The sequence below is a fragment of the Gemmiger sp. An194 genome (genome assembly GCF_002160145.1).
In the GTDB taxonomy this organism is placed as follows: Bacteria; Bacillota; Clostridia; order Oscillospirales; family Ruminococcaceae; genus Allofournierella.
Map to the genome: position 1 here is coordinate 15,433 of NZ_NFKA01000028.1, position 15,567 is coordinate 30,999.

At 49.3% G+C, this 15,567-nt stretch carries 17 protein-coding genes; 10 read left to right on the forward strand and 7 right to left on the reverse strand.

Going from position 1 to position 15,567, the window contains the following annotated elements; genetic code table 11:
• The first annotated feature begins 2 nt into the window (after window positions 1–2).
• Window positions 3–368, forward strand: a complete 366-nt coding sequence (locus B5F28_RS13360) for a helix-turn-helix domain-containing protein (RefSeq protein ID WP_087296350.1) — start codon at window positions 3–5, stop codon at window positions 366–368.
• Between the two features lie 324 nt (window positions 369–692).
• Here B5F28_RS13360 and B5F28_RS13370 read toward each other — a convergent pair whose 3' ends face one another.
• From B5F28_RS13370 to B5F28_RS13395, 5 genes are all read right to left on the reverse strand, one after another.
• Entirely contained in the window at window positions 693–2,204 is a 1,512-nt protein-coding gene (locus B5F28_RS13370) for a recombinase family protein (protein WP_002575864.1), read from the reverse strand.
• Window positions 2,205–2,298: 94 nt separating this feature from the next.
• Entirely contained in the window at window positions 2,299–2,490 is a 192-nt protein-coding gene (locus tag B5F28_RS13375; protein WP_321118048.1) for a hypothetical protein, read from the reverse strand.
• A gap of 4 nt (window positions 2,491–2,494) precedes the next feature.
• Window positions 2,495–3,439: a MobV family relaxase gene (gene mobV, locus B5F28_RS13380; protein ID WP_002575862.1), complete on the reverse strand. Its 945-nt coding sequence runs from the start codon at window positions 3,437–3,439 to the stop codon at window positions 2,495–2,497.
• 173 nt (window positions 3,440–3,612) lie between these two features.
• Window positions 3,613–4,008, reverse strand: a complete 396-nt coding sequence (locus B5F28_RS13390) for a replication initiator protein A (protein ID WP_002575861.1) — start codon at window positions 4,006–4,008, stop codon at window positions 3,613–3,615.
• A 111-nt stretch (window positions 4,009–4,119) separates the two neighbouring features.
• Window positions 4,120–4,533 (reverse strand): cysteine-rich VLP domain-containing protein, encoded by a 414-nt coding sequence (locus tag B5F28_RS13395; protein WP_002575860.1) that lies wholly within the window; start codon window positions 4,531–4,533, stop codon window positions 4,120–4,122.
• 228 nt (window positions 4,534–4,761) lie between these two features.
• Here B5F28_RS13395 and B5F28_RS13400 point away from each other — a divergent pair, with 228 nt between their 5' ends.
• Window positions 4,762–5,025 carry a hypothetical protein gene (locus tag B5F28_RS13400; RefSeq protein WP_002575859.1) on the forward strand — a complete coding sequence of 88 codons (264 nt, stop codon included), beginning with the start codon at window positions 4,762–4,764 and terminating at the stop codon, window positions 5,023–5,025.
• A 78-nt stretch (window positions 5,026–5,103) separates the two neighbouring features.
• Window positions 5,104–5,904, forward strand: coding sequence for a helix-turn-helix domain-containing protein (locus B5F28_RS13405; protein ID WP_002575858.1), 801 nt, complete (start codon window positions 5,104–5,106; stop codon window positions 5,902–5,904).
• Window positions 5,905–5,984: 80 nt separating this feature from the next.
• Here the strand turns inward: B5F28_RS13405 and B5F28_RS13410 are convergent, their stop codons facing one another.
• Both B5F28_RS13410 and B5F28_RS13425 read right to left on the reverse strand, forming a co-directional pair.
• Window positions 5,985–7,205 (reverse strand): MFS transporter, encoded by a 1,221-nt coding sequence (locus B5F28_RS13410; RefSeq protein ID WP_002584949.1) that lies wholly within the window; start codon window positions 7,203–7,205, stop codon window positions 5,985–5,987.
• Between the two features lie 1,067 nt (window positions 7,206–8,272).
• Window positions 8,273–8,521 carry a hypothetical protein gene (locus B5F28_RS13425; protein ID WP_087296351.1) on the reverse strand — a complete coding sequence of 83 codons (249 nt, stop codon included), beginning with the start codon at window positions 8,519–8,521 and terminating at the stop codon, window positions 8,273–8,275.
• Between the two features lie 184 nt (window positions 8,522–8,705).
• Here B5F28_RS13425 and B5F28_RS13430 point away from each other — a divergent pair, with 184 nt between their 5' ends.
• From B5F28_RS13430 to B5F28_RS14570, 7 genes are all read left to right on the forward strand, one after another.
• Window positions 8,706–8,960 (forward strand): SOS response-associated peptidase family protein, encoded by a 255-nt coding sequence (locus B5F28_RS13430; protein ID WP_087296352.1) that lies wholly within the window; start codon window positions 8,706–8,708, stop codon window positions 8,958–8,960.
• 352 nt (window positions 8,961–9,312) lie between these two features.
• A complete protein-coding gene (locus tag B5F28_RS13435) occupies window positions 9,313–9,849 on the forward strand; it encodes a hypothetical protein (RefSeq protein WP_087296353.1) in 537 nt (178 codons plus the stop codon).
• A gap of 124 nt (window positions 9,850–9,973) precedes the next feature.
• Window positions 9,974–11,269, forward strand: a complete 1,296-nt coding sequence (locus B5F28_RS13440) for a hypothetical protein (protein WP_087296354.1) — start codon at window positions 9,974–9,976, stop codon at window positions 11,267–11,269.
• A 109-nt stretch (window positions 11,270–11,378) separates the two neighbouring features.
• Window positions 11,379–12,164, forward strand: a complete 786-nt coding sequence (locus B5F28_RS13445) for an ATP-binding cassette domain-containing protein (RefSeq protein WP_087296355.1) — start codon at window positions 11,379–11,381, stop codon at window positions 12,162–12,164.
• Window positions 12,161–14,512, forward strand: coding sequence for an ABC transporter permease (locus B5F28_RS13450; RefSeq protein ID WP_087296356.1), 2,352 nt, complete (start codon window positions 12,161–12,163; stop codon window positions 14,510–14,512). Before B5F28_RS13445 ends, B5F28_RS13450 begins: the two co-directional genes overlap by 4 nt.
• A gap of 82 nt (window positions 14,513–14,594) precedes the next feature.
• Window positions 14,595–14,993 (forward strand): hypothetical protein, encoded by a 399-nt coding sequence (locus B5F28_RS13455; RefSeq protein ID WP_058965484.1) that lies wholly within the window; start codon window positions 14,595–14,597, stop codon window positions 14,991–14,993.
• Between the two features lies 1 nt (window position 14,994).
• Window positions 14,995–15,444 carry a hypothetical protein gene (locus B5F28_RS14570; protein WP_143424754.1) on the forward strand — a complete coding sequence of 150 codons (450 nt, stop codon included), beginning with the start codon at window positions 14,995–14,997 and terminating at the stop codon, window positions 15,442–15,444.
• Window positions 15,445–15,567: the final 123 nt, after the last annotated feature.

The window sequence follows — 15,567 nt, forward strand, 5'->3', positions numbered from 1 at the left end:
GAATGACGCAGCATTATTTCGGACACCGTATTCAGCAATTGCGGAAATCGAAAGGGTGGTCACAGGCTGATTTGGCAAAGAGATTAGGAAAGAAGGCTTCCTCTATTAGCAGTTATGAAACTGATGCCAAAGCAATTCCGGTTGATACACTAATTCTTTTAGCAGAATTATGGGACGTGACAATCGATGAATTGATTTATGGGGAAAATGTGGAAATTCTGTCTGTTAAGAGCCTGTCACCAGAGAAAAAGCAAGTTGTTTCGGAATTGATTCAAAACTTTGCGGCTAAATCTGGAGGTAAAGCAAGTACAAAAGTTGAAAATCTGGAATTGTTGCTTAGAATTGCACAAGCAATGGGGTTACCATGAATGTGAGTTTGTTAAAGACTTTTGGTCGACTATAACCCATTGAGCCGTTACAGATTGTGTTGTCACCATAAAAAGTCTATGTATAGAAATATTTAGTTTAGCGGGAATGGCACAAATTGAGCAGTGCCATTCCCGCTTTTTAGGTTCGAGGCAGTAGTGGAATAGAAAACAAAGAGCAACACCAATTGCATATGGTGTTGCTCTTCACGAACTTCTGAAGTATGATTCCCGGTGACGTTTGCTTGTGCGTTATTTTTACATTTGTAAAGTACAGTTTACAAGGGACTACACAGGGTAGGTATCTGACGGGAGGGGTGCCGCCAGTCAGATTTTCCATGTGATGTTCAAGCTGTCGCTTGTGGCGGCTATGGTGGTGATCATCAAATCCACCACACGCCGCTTGTCATCAAAAGATACATTCTCCCAGGTATCGAGGTAGCCGGAAATCTGGCTGACCTGTTCCGGGCTGATGGCCTCCACAGTCAACTCCGCTATCCTTGCCAGAAGTTCCTGCTTGCGCCCGTCCAGTTCCGCTATCTTCACATTCACATAGGAGAACAGGACATTGTTTGCCCCCGTCAGACTGTCCACCAGCTTTTCAATCTCGCTGTCTACATGGGCAAGTTCCACTTGCAGGGCGGTGATTTTCGGGTTTGCCTTTGCCGCTTTCTTTTTTCCTGTCAGCGTCTTGTAGCTTGCCAGCTTCTTTACCATCTGCTGATAAACAACCGCTTCCAGTTCCGAAGTGATGATTTTCCCACAGCCAGGACAGCTTTTATTGTCCAGCCGTTTCGTGCAGCGGAGATACTGTTTGCCGGAGGGATTGTAGATACTCATAAGAGCATACCCGCAATTCCCGCACTTGATTTTTCCTGCCAGCCATGTGTGGGTGGCTTTCCGGGCAGACTGGATTTTCATGTTGTTCATCAGCTTCTTGCGGCAGGTCAGCCAGGTGTCGGAGGGGACGATACCCTCATGGGGAGCCAGTACCAGCATTTGGTCTTTTAAGTCGTTTTTCTTGCTGGCCTTTACATCTCGCCCTTGATACAGATAGCAGCCGTTCATGCCCGTAAAATCGGCAACGTCATTGACAATGACTGTACCTTGACTTTTGAAAAATTCGTACACATCAAGGTCTGCCTGCACATAGACAGGATTGCGTAACATCTGCGCCAGCGTGGGGCGTATCAGCTCTTTGCCATGGAACAAAATCCCCTGTTCGGCAAAGTACCGGGTAATGTCCCCGTAGGAAGTTGTGGGCTGGGCGTACATCTCAAACATCAGCCGGATATTGGCCGCTTCCTCCGGGTTTACCACCAGCTTCTTTGTGTTGATACCGTCCATCTTGATAGGCTCCGTATGGAAGCCGTAAGGGGCTTTCCCGCCCATCTTAAAGCCCCGCTGACTGCGGGAGTAGTAAGCGTCCGTTACCCGCTTCTGTATCGTTTCCCGTTCAAGCTGGGCGAACACGATACAGATATTCAGCATGGCCCGTCCCATCGGCGTGGAGGTATCAAACTTTTCCGTAGAGGACACAAACTCCACATTGTACTGCTGGAACAGCTCCATCATGTTGGCAAAGTCCAGAATGGAACGGCTGATACGGTCGAGCTTGTAAACCACGACCTTTGCAATCAAGCCCCGCTTGATGTCCCGCACCAGTTCTTGAAACTTCGGACGGTCTGTGTTCTTGCCGCTGTACCCTTTGTCTGTGTATTCCTTGCAGTTACCGCCTTTCAACTCGTATTTGCAAAATTCAATCTGGCTTTCAATGGAAATGCTGTCCTTTTTGTCTACCGATTGTCTTGCATAGATTGCGTCTATCCGATTGTTCATATTGTCGCTCCTTTTCTTAAAAAAGAAACGGAGCTGCTGACAGTTCTATTATACCGCCAGCAGCCCCGCAAATCAATGATGGGTTTGGAAAACCTTATGTCCCGGCTTCCTCACTCTCCCGCTTGTCGGCGTACTTGCGGAACACCTCATAAAGCTGCTGTTCCAGTTCCCGGCGTTTGGCTGCTTCCTGTTCCGGCGTGAACACCGGGGAGAGATTTTCCAGTGTGATTTCCTTTCCCTGAAAAGTCACGATTTCGATTTCCTTTTTGTATCTGATATTACTTATAAGATCACCTTTCCTTTCCATGCTGCCGCTGTTGCCGTTTCAGTTCCGCTAAAATCTCCGGCGGGATACGGTCAACCAGCCGCCGCATATCGTCCAGTTCGCTTTTTAACTTCGCCCGTTCCATCGTGTCATTCATCTTGCCTTTTTCGCTGGCCTTTGCCCTGACTTCCAGCTTTTCATTTTCCGCTAACAAGTCATTGATTGTGACCTTGTATTTTTTCAGTTGCCCGGAGAAGTTCTCCATCTGCGGAAACCACTTTTTCAGCATGGAGAGGGCTTCCTCTTTCTTCTTTCCGGCGTTCAGCGGGGTAATGCCGGAGAGAACCGCTTCAATGGCCCTCGCCTGTTTGGAGAGGTTGACCGCCTGTTTGAACAGCCGGGTGGGGATATGCTTCCGGCCCGTCTTGCTGGCGCTTTCCCCACGCTCCAGGTCGGGGTACTGCTCCACCATACAGGCGTGAAAATCGTCCTGCCACTTCGTCAGATTGGCCCGGTTGCCGATAATTTCTTTGGCGCACAGGCGGTTGTCCTTTGTCAGCGGCACAAAGACCAAGTGCAGATGGGGCGTTTTTTCATCCATGTGTACCATAGCCGAAACGATGTTCTCCCGGCCCACCCGGTCAATGAGGAAGTCCGCCGCCCTCTGGAAGTAGGCCGCTATCTCCTTTGGGGACTTGCCCTTGAAAAACTCCGGGCTGGCGGTAATCAGCGTGTCCACAAACCGAGTGCTGTCCTTGCGGGTGCGGCATCTGGCCTGCTCGATGCGGCTCTGAATGAAATGGTAGTAGCGGCCATCCGGCTTGACGATGTGGAAATTGTACTTGCTCCGGCTGGTGTCAATGTCCGGGTTGCTGGCGTACTGCTCCTTTTTCCGTTCATGGTGGGCTTCCAGCGGCCCCGCCGGGTGGCCCTTGTGCTTCTCAAATCGCAAAATTGCGTGTTGTGCCATTGAACTCCTTTCCCCATTCCATTCCTTTCCGGCGGGTTTTCCCGCCGAAAATATCTCTGATAGGATTGGAATGGAATGAATGTAAATAGATGGTTTTAATCTCTGTATTTCTATATACCGTCAGATTTCCGTACTTCAAGAGGATTGATTTTCGTACTCGCCAAGTACGGTTTTCAGCCCTCCGGCGTACCATAACCGGATTTCTTGAAGTCGGTGTTTGGAACCGCTTCATAGGATTTCGGGTAAATGCGGTTGGGTTTTCCACAGCCCTGTTTCTGGATTTCCACCAGCCCCGCATACTGCAACTCCCGCAGGGTGTTGACCGCTTTCTGCCGCCCGCAGCGGAGCAAAGCGACCACCTCGCAGATGGGGTAGTACAGGTAGACCCGCCCGTACTCGTCCGCCCAGCCGTTCTTCCGGGACAACTCCGCCCGGCGCAGGACAAAGGCATACAGCACCTTCGCTTCGTTGCTCAAGGGCTGGAATGTGGGTGCTTCAAAAAGGAAATTGGGGAGCCGGGTGAAACTGAACGCCTTTTCCGGCTGGTGAATATAAATCGTGTTTGTCATAGCGTGTTTTGTGGACGGTTAGAGGCCCGTTTTCCGGGGCGAATGATAAATGATACCAGCCGCCCCGGTTGAGGGCTTGCGGAGCCTTGCAAATCAAGGCTTTTCCCGCTCTTAACTGTCCACAGCAGACCTCCTTTTCCGTTCACTTTCTGTTTTCTGCCGCCTGTGAACTCTGGCGGCGCAGTCCGGGCAGTATTTGCCCCGGTTGGACTTCGGGACGAACACACCGCCGCACTCCGCACAGCGTTTCAAGTCCCTGTCCCGGTAAATCTCCGCTTCCAGCGTCCTGTCCAGCGGCAAGACCGCCCAGCGGAACCACTTGCAGCAGACGGAGAACGAAATCATCTGCGGACAGGCGCAGGTGTCGCCATCGTCCAGCGCAAGGCAGTTTCCGTCCTCGCAGTTGCAGCACTCCCGGCGTATCAGGCCGCTGGCTCGTCTCTTCTGGGGCGGGGTTATGCGGTAGGGGGAGCCGTCCGGCCTGTGTTCCAGCGGCGGCAGGTGTTGATAGGGTCTTTTGCTCATGCGTCCCTCCGTTTTCTTTGGCGTGTTCTGTTTCCAAGGTGCTTGTCCATCGATGAACTATCCCAAGTCTACACCTTTTTGACCGCCTGTGCCGTATATCCAAGAGGTAGGAAATCAGCCTGAAAAACTCCCTATTTCCACGCTCTCGGATTTGTGATATAATCAAAAAAAGATAAAAGACAAATTCAGGTTTCTGGTCTTCTTGCACAAAATAAAGGAGGAGCTATTATGCAAATTGTTTATATTCCAAGCGAATCAATGTCTGTTCAAGGTAAAAAAGATGAAATCTATAAAAGATATGGGAAAGACTGGAATATTAGAGAACAGGGAGGAGGTAACGGAAATTGGTTGTTGACCAGAAAAAGTGATGTGCTTGTAGATGGAAAAAGTTATCGTACTTTTGTACTTGAACACTACGGTAAATCCAAGCTGACAGCGAAGCTTGTTGATAAATTTCGTGAAGATGTAGCAAATGGTAAAATAAAACTGTAAATGCCTATGCCGTTATGCTATGAGCATAGTACATAGCATAACGGCTTCTCTTTCGTTGAGCTAGCAAGGAGGGTGAATATGTCTTTATCCATACAAGAGCGATTAAAAGACCTACGTGTGGAGCGTGGCTTGACGCTGGGGCAGCTTGCGGAGCAGACCGGGCTTTCCAAGTCTGCGCTGGGCAGTTACGAAACGGAAGACTTCAAGGACATCAGCCACTATGCCCTTATCCGGCTGGCGAAGTTTTACGGTGTGACCGCTGATTATCTGCTGGGGCTGTCTGAAATGAAAAATCACCCAAACGCCGATCTTGCAGACCTGCGTTTGAGTGATGAAATGATTGACCTGCTGAAAAGCGGGAGGATAGACAATACCCTGCTGTGTGAGCTGGCGGCGCACCCGGATTTCCCCCGGCTGATGGCTGACCTTGAAATCTATGTGAACGGAACGGCACTGAAACAGGCGCAGGGTGCAAACGCCATAGTGGACACGATGAGCGCAACTGTTATAAAAAAGCATAATCCTGGCATGAGTGATACGCAGTTAAGACAGCTTATCACCGCCCATATTGATGAGGACGAGTTTTGCCGCTATGTGATACAACGGGACATAAACGGGATTGCCCTTGCTCTGCGGGAAACACACAAGGACGATTTTTTCAGCGTCCCAGAGGATAACCCGCTAAAAGAAATGCTGGAAACTGCTGGTGAAATCGTCAGCCAGGACAGCGACACGGAACAAGCGTACTTGGCGTTTATCTGCAAACGGCTCAAGCTGAATTTTAGGAAGCTGTCAGTAGAAGAACGGAAGTGGCTGAAAAAGATTGCGGAAAAATCCGACTTGCTGAAGAATCCAAAACCGCAGAGAGGACGAAGATAAAAAATGCCTGAACGGCGGTTCTGGTTTTTCAGAACCACCATCCAGGCATTTTGTTTAGTAATAGAAAAAGGTGCAGTTGATTATTGCGTATTGTCAATCTCTCTCAAACCGGGTAGTAAAAATACGGCAAGCGCAACGATGATAATGCCAATTCCGCAAATGACAAACCATTTCTCAACTCCCAGCCGCTCCGCCAGAGGCCCGGAAATGACAAGGCCAAACGGCATGGCGAGGGAAGCGGCGCTTGTCAGTAGAGAAAAAACTCTCCCCAGATATTCTGGTTTGACCGTTTCTTGAAAAATCGCATTTTGCACACCGTAAAATGGAGCGGAAATTCCCATAACAGTACAGCACACAACAAAGACAAGAAATGCGTCTGGCGGCAAAAGCCCGGAGAGCATATTGCTAACGCCCATCAGGAGAACGGAAAGACCGATGGTGTACCGCCGTTTCTTAAAACCGCCCCAAATGCTCAGAATGACTCCGCCAAGCAGCATACCAACCGCAAAAGCAATTTCAGCGGCAGAGGCATGGGCCGGTGTTCCTTTGAAGTATGACATACAGATGAGAGGAAAAAGCGTACTGATTGGCATATAAAAGAACATATAAATTACACCAATCCAGAGCAGAGCAAAGAGGCCCCTGTTTTGCTTTAATACCACATACCCCTCTTTCATATCCTGTAAAAACTGTTGTCTTTTCGTTTCTGGACATAGTTCAGGCGTTGGTATGGACGAAATCGCAACAGTCACACAGGCAAGGATTGCACCCACAATATCTAACAATATAATTGCATTAAGAGGCCAAACAGCATATAAAAACGCTGCGGCAGCTGGACTGATAATCGCACTTACTGCTTGCATGGTCTGCGTGTAACCAGCGCATTTTGTAAGTTCCTCTTTTGGCACAATCATAGGTGTTGCTGCGCTGAATGCTGGAGAATGAAAAGCAGTTCCCGCACTTCGGATTAACAGGACAACCATAATAGACCATACGGGCAATTCCATGTAAAACGCCACCAGCGCCAGAATACCGCCAGCGGCGGCAATTATCAAATCCGCACCAATCATTACGCTTTTACGGCTGTGCCGGTCAACAAAAGCACCTGCAAACGGGCCTAAACAGGCTTGCGGCAAAAATCCAATCAGTGTTGCCGCCGTCAATATGATTGCAGAATTAGTTTTCGCAACCAAATAAAAGATAATGGCCATTTGCAAAATACCGCTGCTAATAAAGGATATTGCTTGTCCGGCAAGAAGTGTAAAATAAGTTTTTCTCCATGAATTGTTGTTTTGGGTCATAATGCGAACCTCCTTTTTTATTGCATTGTTCCTTTGTTTCTGCAATAAAAAGCAGGCGTTGTCCCACAGAGAGGGCAGACGCCTGCATAACAACAAAGCACGAAAAAACACCACGATACAGTTCAAAGACTGCTCGTGTCAAACCTACGTGTTCCTTTGCATACGCACGCAAAAAAAGCCCACCATCATGTGGAAAGGTACTTCTACTTTTTATTGCTTATTAGCGTACACAAATTAACACACGTAAGCCTCCTTCCAATCTCAAACTGTCGCACAGTATAACACACATCCGATAGACTTGTCAACCATTTTTAACCTTGTTTTCCATCTTGTTTTTCCATCTCTTACGGGCAGTAGCAAAGCCAGGCGAGCCAGTCAACGGTCAAGATGAACGGCGCTTTCAGCGCCGCCGTTGACAGTCTCGCCCGTCTTTGCTAATGGGTAATCAAGGCGGGAAAGCCATTTTAGGGCTTTCCCGCCCATTTCAATTTTGGGAGAAGAAAGGCCCCAAAATGAACGAGTGCGGCCAAACACTTTTAGGGATTGGCCACCTTGTCCACCCATCCAGCGGGGCGGCGGGGAACGGTCAAGGCCGGGCGTCAGCCCATTCATTTCAGCCTTGACGGTTTCCTGCCGTCCTGCTACTTTTCCCGGAGTGTGGCCACACATCTGGTCACGGTGTCCAGAGCTTTGGGACTTTTTGTCCCATAGGCCGGGGGCGGAGGACGAGGGACGGGGGCTTTCATAATACGCCCTGTCTGCTGCTGAAATCAGCCCTTTGTTTCCGGCTTACCAGCCCCAAACAAAGCCCTGCTTTCCTGCCGCGTCAAATGCCCTTGCCCTCCCCGGCGGCAACGGTATTTTCAGGGCAACGCCGACAGAGCGTATAACACACTACACTTTGCTCCGCAAAGTCGTGTGCCAAATGGGGCGCTGCCCCCTTTGGAAACCCCCGCAACAAACAGGTGCTATGCACCCAGCCGGGAGCATAGCGCCGTTTGTTGTCAGCAGCCCGTTTCACGGTCTGCGTGTAGTTCCTTGTAAACTGACCTAAAAGATTAAATACACTATTGGGTGAACGCTTCCACAAACCATTTTCCTTTTTCAAACCATAGGTAGCGCTCCTTGCCACGGATCAAGCAGGTATAGCGGTCGCCAACTCCGCCTACATCTGCAGCCCTTCGGCATACATCTTTGACCCTATCAATTTCATAAATGTGTTCCGCATCAAAAACAATCTGAAGAGGACGGAGCCGCCCATCTTCTGAAAAGCGAACATCGACTGTCACATATTTCTTTTGTCTCTCTCGTTTCATTCAGTGTCTCCCTCTATCCGGAACAGAAGTAGCCTACAGGATGAATTGTATGTTCAGTAGGATTAACGCTTCCAAGTTCGTGATCTGTGTACACAATTGCACTCTGCAGGCTTGTATCGCCGGACGCCGCTGTGTAATCCCTGCTACTGCGTTCTATGAATGGGATTCTGTACACTGACCGTACTTGTTCACCGTGTCGGGCAGTCCTCTTTGGCTTGCAGGAATATATGACTGTGTGGATGACGTGAAATGCTTTGTTATTTTGACCACTGCTCCCAATGCTTCTGTTTCCAAGATCCACGACCGGATGCCACTGACGCTTCTGCGAGATGAGATCAGACCTTGGCTCACCGATCCTGAAGCAGCTCTTGCACTTCTGGCTCGAGTTCCTGCGCCACTATATTGTCAGGCACAGGATGGTCAACTGACTTTTGAATAAAATCATAAAAAACGGCGAGTTGCTCCATGGAAGGGGCAGCTCGCCGTTTTTATGAGTGTGAAGACTATATTTAGTGCCTTTTCATTTATGGCTGATAAGAGAGTGTAGAAAAATTTATAAAACGGCAACTCGCTATTTGTTACAACTACCTTGTCATATATTACATTTATGTGGAAAAAATGTGAATATAGTAATATATTGAAGGCAAAGAAATAGGTGAATGCTGTCAACTGAAAATTGGACGTACAAGAAAATAGTTAGCAAATCACTGGTGATTTTTGATTGTCTACTGCGCTGCTCATGGCCAAGGTAGTGTAGTGGGAAACAACAGCTAAGAAGGAGGTTTTAAAGTATGAATCTCAAAAAGAAACTCGTGGCATTCGGTATGGTCTGCGTTCTGGCGCTGGGGATGGCAATTTCCGCGTTTGCAGATTATGATGGTTCTACTACATGGACGAACCCGGGACCGATTACCGCCACCCAAGGGGTCGGTGCTTATACCAACCTTAATTTGGAGGGAAGCAGTTCCTATGCTTATGCCTATAGGGATGTGACTCTGTATTCTCGGACCAACAGTGATGACCAAAAATGGAGGATTAAAACTCTCAGCAGTAGTAGCGATGCTGTTTATGTTTTCACTGTTCGGAGAGATACGTCCGGTCGATCGGATTATGCTTTGAATTATATTCAAAGCGCGCCTCACAACTGTAACATTTTAAGTATTAGTCAAAATAACCCTTATGATTGTCAGGTAAAAATCAAGGGATCTCCGATTTCTTTTTATGTTGAGTTGGCGAATCGATTTGGCGTAAGACTGAACTATGAGCGCGCGGGTGTTGGCCGTAATGTATACTGGGGAACCGCATTTGACTATTGGCGTAAGGCATAATGTTTATGCTCGCTAATTTCATGAGATCCAAGTTTTAATTTTAAATATTATATGCACTGTTTTTTGGGGGGCAGGTGTGTGCCTGCTCCCCAGTTTTTATTTTATCTAAAGGAGTATGTATCCCATGAAAAAACGAATTGGCATGTTGTCTGTTCTTTTTGTTGTGTTAACCCTAACTTCATGCGGTATCAATGAGCCGATTGAGTCGTTAGGTGTAAGTTCTTCGGAGAGTTCTGCACAGGAACCGGCACAGAGTGCTGATATCACATTACAAACTTTAAAATGGGGCAGCGCAATTACAGAAGACGGATATTACTTGATTGATCCTGTTCCGAATTCTGATGATTCCACCAATATTATGTACATTGATTTCCAGAGCAAGTCGGAGATTCATCTATGCGCTTCCGCAAACTGTACCCATACCGGGCCAGAATGTGAAGGGAGGCTTCCGGTATCCGGTGGTGGTTCGCGTCCTCTTGTCATCAGCAATCAGCTGGTACTGGCTTTCCCTGGTGCACCGTATTTTAACGATGAACTTGGAGAGGCATCTTTCCCTAAAATTATGACCATGGGGCTGGATGGAAAAGACAAAAAAGTTATTACCACATTTAAAGCCGCTCAGGAAATTTTTGAGCCATATGTTACAGACGGAGAAAACCTGTATTGTACTCTTGAAACAACAGAAGCAAATGAGCTGAAAAGCGAAATCATAAAGATCAATTTAGAGACAGGCGATTGGAATCCTGTCTACGAGCTGAACGTGGAACAGGCCGAGCAGCTGGTGGACGCCTACGGCTCCAACTTTATCCTGAGTGGTCTTGCACAAAGTCTTGACGACACGCTGGCACAGGGAACTGTTACAACAGTTTTTTATAAGCTGAATGTTTCTACAGGGGAAAAGCAAACTATTTTCTCCCCTGAATCCGGTGACACATTGCGGATATTCCAAGGAAATGAATTATATTATTTTTCCTTGTCAGAAAATGCGTTGCATTGCTTGGACTGTGAAACATTGACAGACAAAATTATATGCGAAGCAGTTTTCGAAGATGAAACAGCTCTGAATCTTGTGGAATTTCTGGACTGCCGCGATGGGCATGCTCTTTTCGGTCGCACTTCAGAGAACTTTGAAGACTTCTCCATGATCAAGGTAAATCTGAGTACCGGTGAAAAATCGGAATTCAATTTGACTAGCACAAATCTTACGGGCGCAGTCCGTCCGGCACAGATTCTGTCGAAAATTCCAGGAACAGAGCAGTACCTGGTGAAAATGGGCGAAAAGAGTGTGGAAATGGAAACTAAGCAAACGGATGGCACATCGATGTATGTGAATACAGCGCGCGATATTTACGGTATCATCAATGTGTCAGATTACTGGGTCTCCAACCCGGCGTACAGCGTCATTGAGTTTTCCTATTAAGGCAGAGCTGCGGGATTCGCTGCTCTGCCTGGTGATGGTTGCGTATGCCCTTCTTATTTCCAAACTTTACTGACCGCTCCACGCGGTCTGCCTTCGAGGTGAACCATTCATGACCCAGCAAACGAACCTGGCCCCATGCCTTGCGGTGGAGGGGCTGAAAAAAAGCTATCTGATCAAAGGCAGTCGGTTTGGCTGTCCCGCTACAAAAAAACAGGCCCTGGCCGGGGTGAGCTTCACCCTCGGCCCGGGCCTTTACGGCCTTCTCGGCCCCAACGGGGCGGGCAAATCCACCCTCATCAACATCATCACCGGAATCCTGAAGGCGGACGGCGGCTCGGTGCGCTGGTGCGGCAAGAATGCCCGCGCGCTAGACATCAAATTCCGCCGGGCGCTGGGCTACATGCCCCAGCAGCAGGGCCTTTACGACAGCTACACCGGCCGCCGGTTTCTGGCCTACATGTGTGCCCTGAAAGAGATTCCCGCCAAAGAGGTGCCGGAGCAGGTAGCGCGGGTGGCGGAATGGGTGAACCTTTCCAGCGAACTGGACAAGCGCCTTGCCGCCTACTCCGGCGGCATGAAGCAGCGGCTTTTGCTTGCAAGCGCCCTTCTGGGCGACCCGAAACTGCTGATCCTGGACGAACCCACCGCCGGTCTGGACCCGAAAGAACGGGTGCGGCTGCGGGAGCTGCTGGCCGAGCTGGCAAAGGATCGAATTATTCTGGTGGCCACCCATGTGGTGAGTGACGTGGAAACCGTTGCTACCGAGATCCTGCTTTTGAAAAACGGCAAACTGGTCGACAAGGCCCCGGTGGAGCCCCTGATCGAAACTCACGCGCCGGGTCAGAATCTGGAAGCGGTGTATCTTTCGGTATTCGGTGAGGAGGATGGCAAATGAGGCTGATTCTTGCCGAGCTGCGCAAGGTCTGGGGCCAGCGCATCTTCGCGCTGTGTCTGGCGGTGCTGGCCGCCGCCAACCTGTTTTTGCTCTACACCGGCACCCGCCCCGGAGAAAACAGCCCGCAACCTTTGGCCTGGCGGGCCGTGGCCCGCGATCTTGCCGGGCTGGACACCCAGGCCCAGCAGGATTTCATCAACGAAAAGCTGGACCTTGTGTCCGGCGTTTTGCAGATCGACCAGATTCTTTCTTATCAGGCCAGCGGGGCCTATGCGGGGATCGACGTGCGGCAGGAATACGCCGACCTTTTCCGCAAATACGAGCAGTCGTATCAAAACAAAGAGTATCAACTGTATACCGGTGATCTGCGCATCGATTACCAGCTTCTCCGTCAGCTGAAAGCCGAACTGGACACCGTGGCGGGCTATCCCCAGTTTTTGGAGGATGTGCAGACCAAGGCAAAGCAGCTCTCCGCCATTTCCATCTTCAACAGCAGCGAAAGCGGTTACGACCGGGCCAACATCGACAAGACCGCCGCGGTGTATACGGGGATGGAGAACGTGACCATTCGCTACGCGCCCCAGAAGGGGTTGTTCACCGCCTTGGACTACCAGTTCACCGACCTGATCCTGCTGGCCGCCATGCTGCTTCTGGCAAGTCTTTTGCTTCGTCAGGAGCGGGACAGCGGCATGCTGCATTTGATCCGCAGCATGCCCGGCGGGCGGCTGCACACCGCTCTGGCAAAGCTGGGCGCGCTGGCAGTGAGCCTGTTGGCGGTGCTGCTGCTTTTGTACGGAGTGAATCTGGTTTATTGCGGGCTTACCTTTGGGCTTGGGCCGCTGGGGCGCAGCATCCAGAGCGTGCCCGCTTTGATGCGCTGCACCATGCAGATCACGGTGGGGCAGTATCTGGTGCTGTTTTTGCTGGCCAAGTGGGCCGGGGCCTTTGTGATGGGTCTTTGGGTCATGCTGGCGGCTTTGTGGGCCCGGCGAGCCTTTGTAGGCTGGTGCGGTGCGCTGGCTCTTCCCGCAGCCCAGTGGCTCATCCGGGAAGCTATTCCCGCCACCAGCCGCCTGAATGTGATCAAATATGCGAATATGGTCAGCCTGCTTCGTACCAATGAGTTGCTGGGCAACTATCGGAACCTCTACTGGTTCGACAATCCAGTTAGTCTGCCGCTGGTAGAATGGCTGGCGGTAATTCTCTACGGTAGCTTTCTGGCGGGCAGCTTCTGTTTGCTCTTCTGCCTGGGGCAGCTGCTGGCGGCTCCGGCCTTTGCGGGATTGCGAAGAAAAGCGGCGAAAACAAAGCCCACCACAGTACTGCGACAGGAGAGCCGCAAGCTATTTTTGCTCTGTGGTGCGGCGGTGGTGCTGCTGGTCTTTGCCGGGTATCAGACCTGGCAGACTGCCACTACTGAGAGCTACATCGACGCGGAGGAAATCTATTATGCTTGGTACATGAAGCAGCTTGCCGGGCCTTATACGGAAGAGACTTACCAGAAACTGCTGACCATGAACGAGGAGTTCGAACCCATCCGCCAGCTGGACCAGGCGTTGCAGTCCGGCAAAATCACCAATGAAGCCTATCAGGCCCAGATGGGCGCATATTATGGCTTGCAGCAGAAAATGAGCGTGTTCCAGCGTATCCAATACGGCAATCTTTCCTATATCAAGGAAAATCCAAAAGCGCAGCTGGTCTATGAGAGCGGCTGGGAAAAACTGTTCGGCTTCAGTGGAGAAAGTGACCTGCGGGACACCCTAGCGGCAGGGCTTGTGAGCTGTATTTGTTTTGCGGGATTGTTCGCCTTTGAGCAGAAAGGCGGTATGAAACGGGTGGTGATGGCCACGCCTTTGGGCCGTCAGCGTACGGTGCGTTGTAAGCTGGCTGTGGGAACTGTAGAGGCAGCACTGATTTGCCTGCTTACCTGCCTGCCGCGTTTCCTTGTGGTATTGCGAGACTACGGCCTTTCCATGCCGTTTGCACCGGCCATGAGCCTGCAAGGATATCATGCGTTGCCTGCCTGTATCACCCTTTCTGATCTGCTGGTGTGGGGGGGACTGGCCCGGTTGTTGGCTTGCATGACCATGATGCTGATTCTGATGACACTTTCGGAATTCATTGGCAATACATTAGGAGCGATGTTTGTGGGCAGTATTATGTTCTGCCTGCCTCCAATGCTTGCGCTAAGCGGTCTTTCTGGACTTCGGTGGATAGGAATGTATCCTTTGTTCCATATAACAGAACTTGCTCAACGCCCAGATTTCTGGGCAGGATTAGGCTGTGTGGTTATTGCACTGGGACTATGCTTTTTGTGCATCAACTGGCTGAAAGAAAAGTGGAAATAGTGATTTGAAATATTGCGAGAGGGTGTTTCCGATGCAGAGAATCTAAAATGGAAAGACGATTGAATTGAGAGAGGTGACAACAATGAAACATACACGATCAAAGGTGATGATTGCTATTCTTGTTGTGGTACTTCTTGCTGTTGCAGTTTTTGTGATTATGAAAAAGCAAGAAAGTAGTGCGGGAGAAAGCTTTCCAGTACCCGGCATGGAAACATGTGAATTGGGCGAAAACTATTACTATCTGGCGGAAGATTATGTGCTGGATGGTAAAGTAATTTATAAGGCAGGATATTACGAAGCTATTTTGATTACAGAGGATTCCGACTACAAGATTTTTATTCCTGTGGACCCCGATACCCTTGAACGTTTACCTTCGGATAATTTTTCTGATGGGACAACGCTAGAACTTCCCGATGGAAAAGTTTATGAACTGCATATTACAGATGGAAACTATCGTGCTGAATTGAAAGAAGGTACATAACATGAAAAAAGTTTTCGTAGCACTGTTTTTAGTTGCAAGCCTTTTTGTAGTAAGTCTGTCAGTGTTTGCATACGATGCGTCTCATAGTAGTGGCCTCTGTGAAGGTGATGTACTTGTATTTAATGGAGAAGAGTACGTTGTATATTTTACAGGTGACGGCGAGGCTCATTTGGCTAAGGATGGAATCATGTTATTAGGATCTACTTGCCCAGATGGGAGACCGCATCAATACAAAGTACAGCCAGGAACAAGCGTAAAACAAACAAAGATTAATAATAATTCTACGTATTGCTACTGGGAACGTTCTTATATTCGCAGTACATGTACTCGTTGTGGGGACACCATTGCATCCTTGTCTTCTGAAAAACAGAAGAAACATACATTTAAGCTATTTGGAAAAGAGTGCCAAAATGTTGTTAATGGCGTTAAATGCCCATTCAAAAAATCGTAATAGAGTATTCAGATAATTAAAAGAATCCGACGATTTGATAATCATGTATTCGGGTCGGGCGAAACTAACCTTCAAGTGTCGGGAGTTCGCAGCCACACCTAGTCGGAAAAGATAAAGCCACTA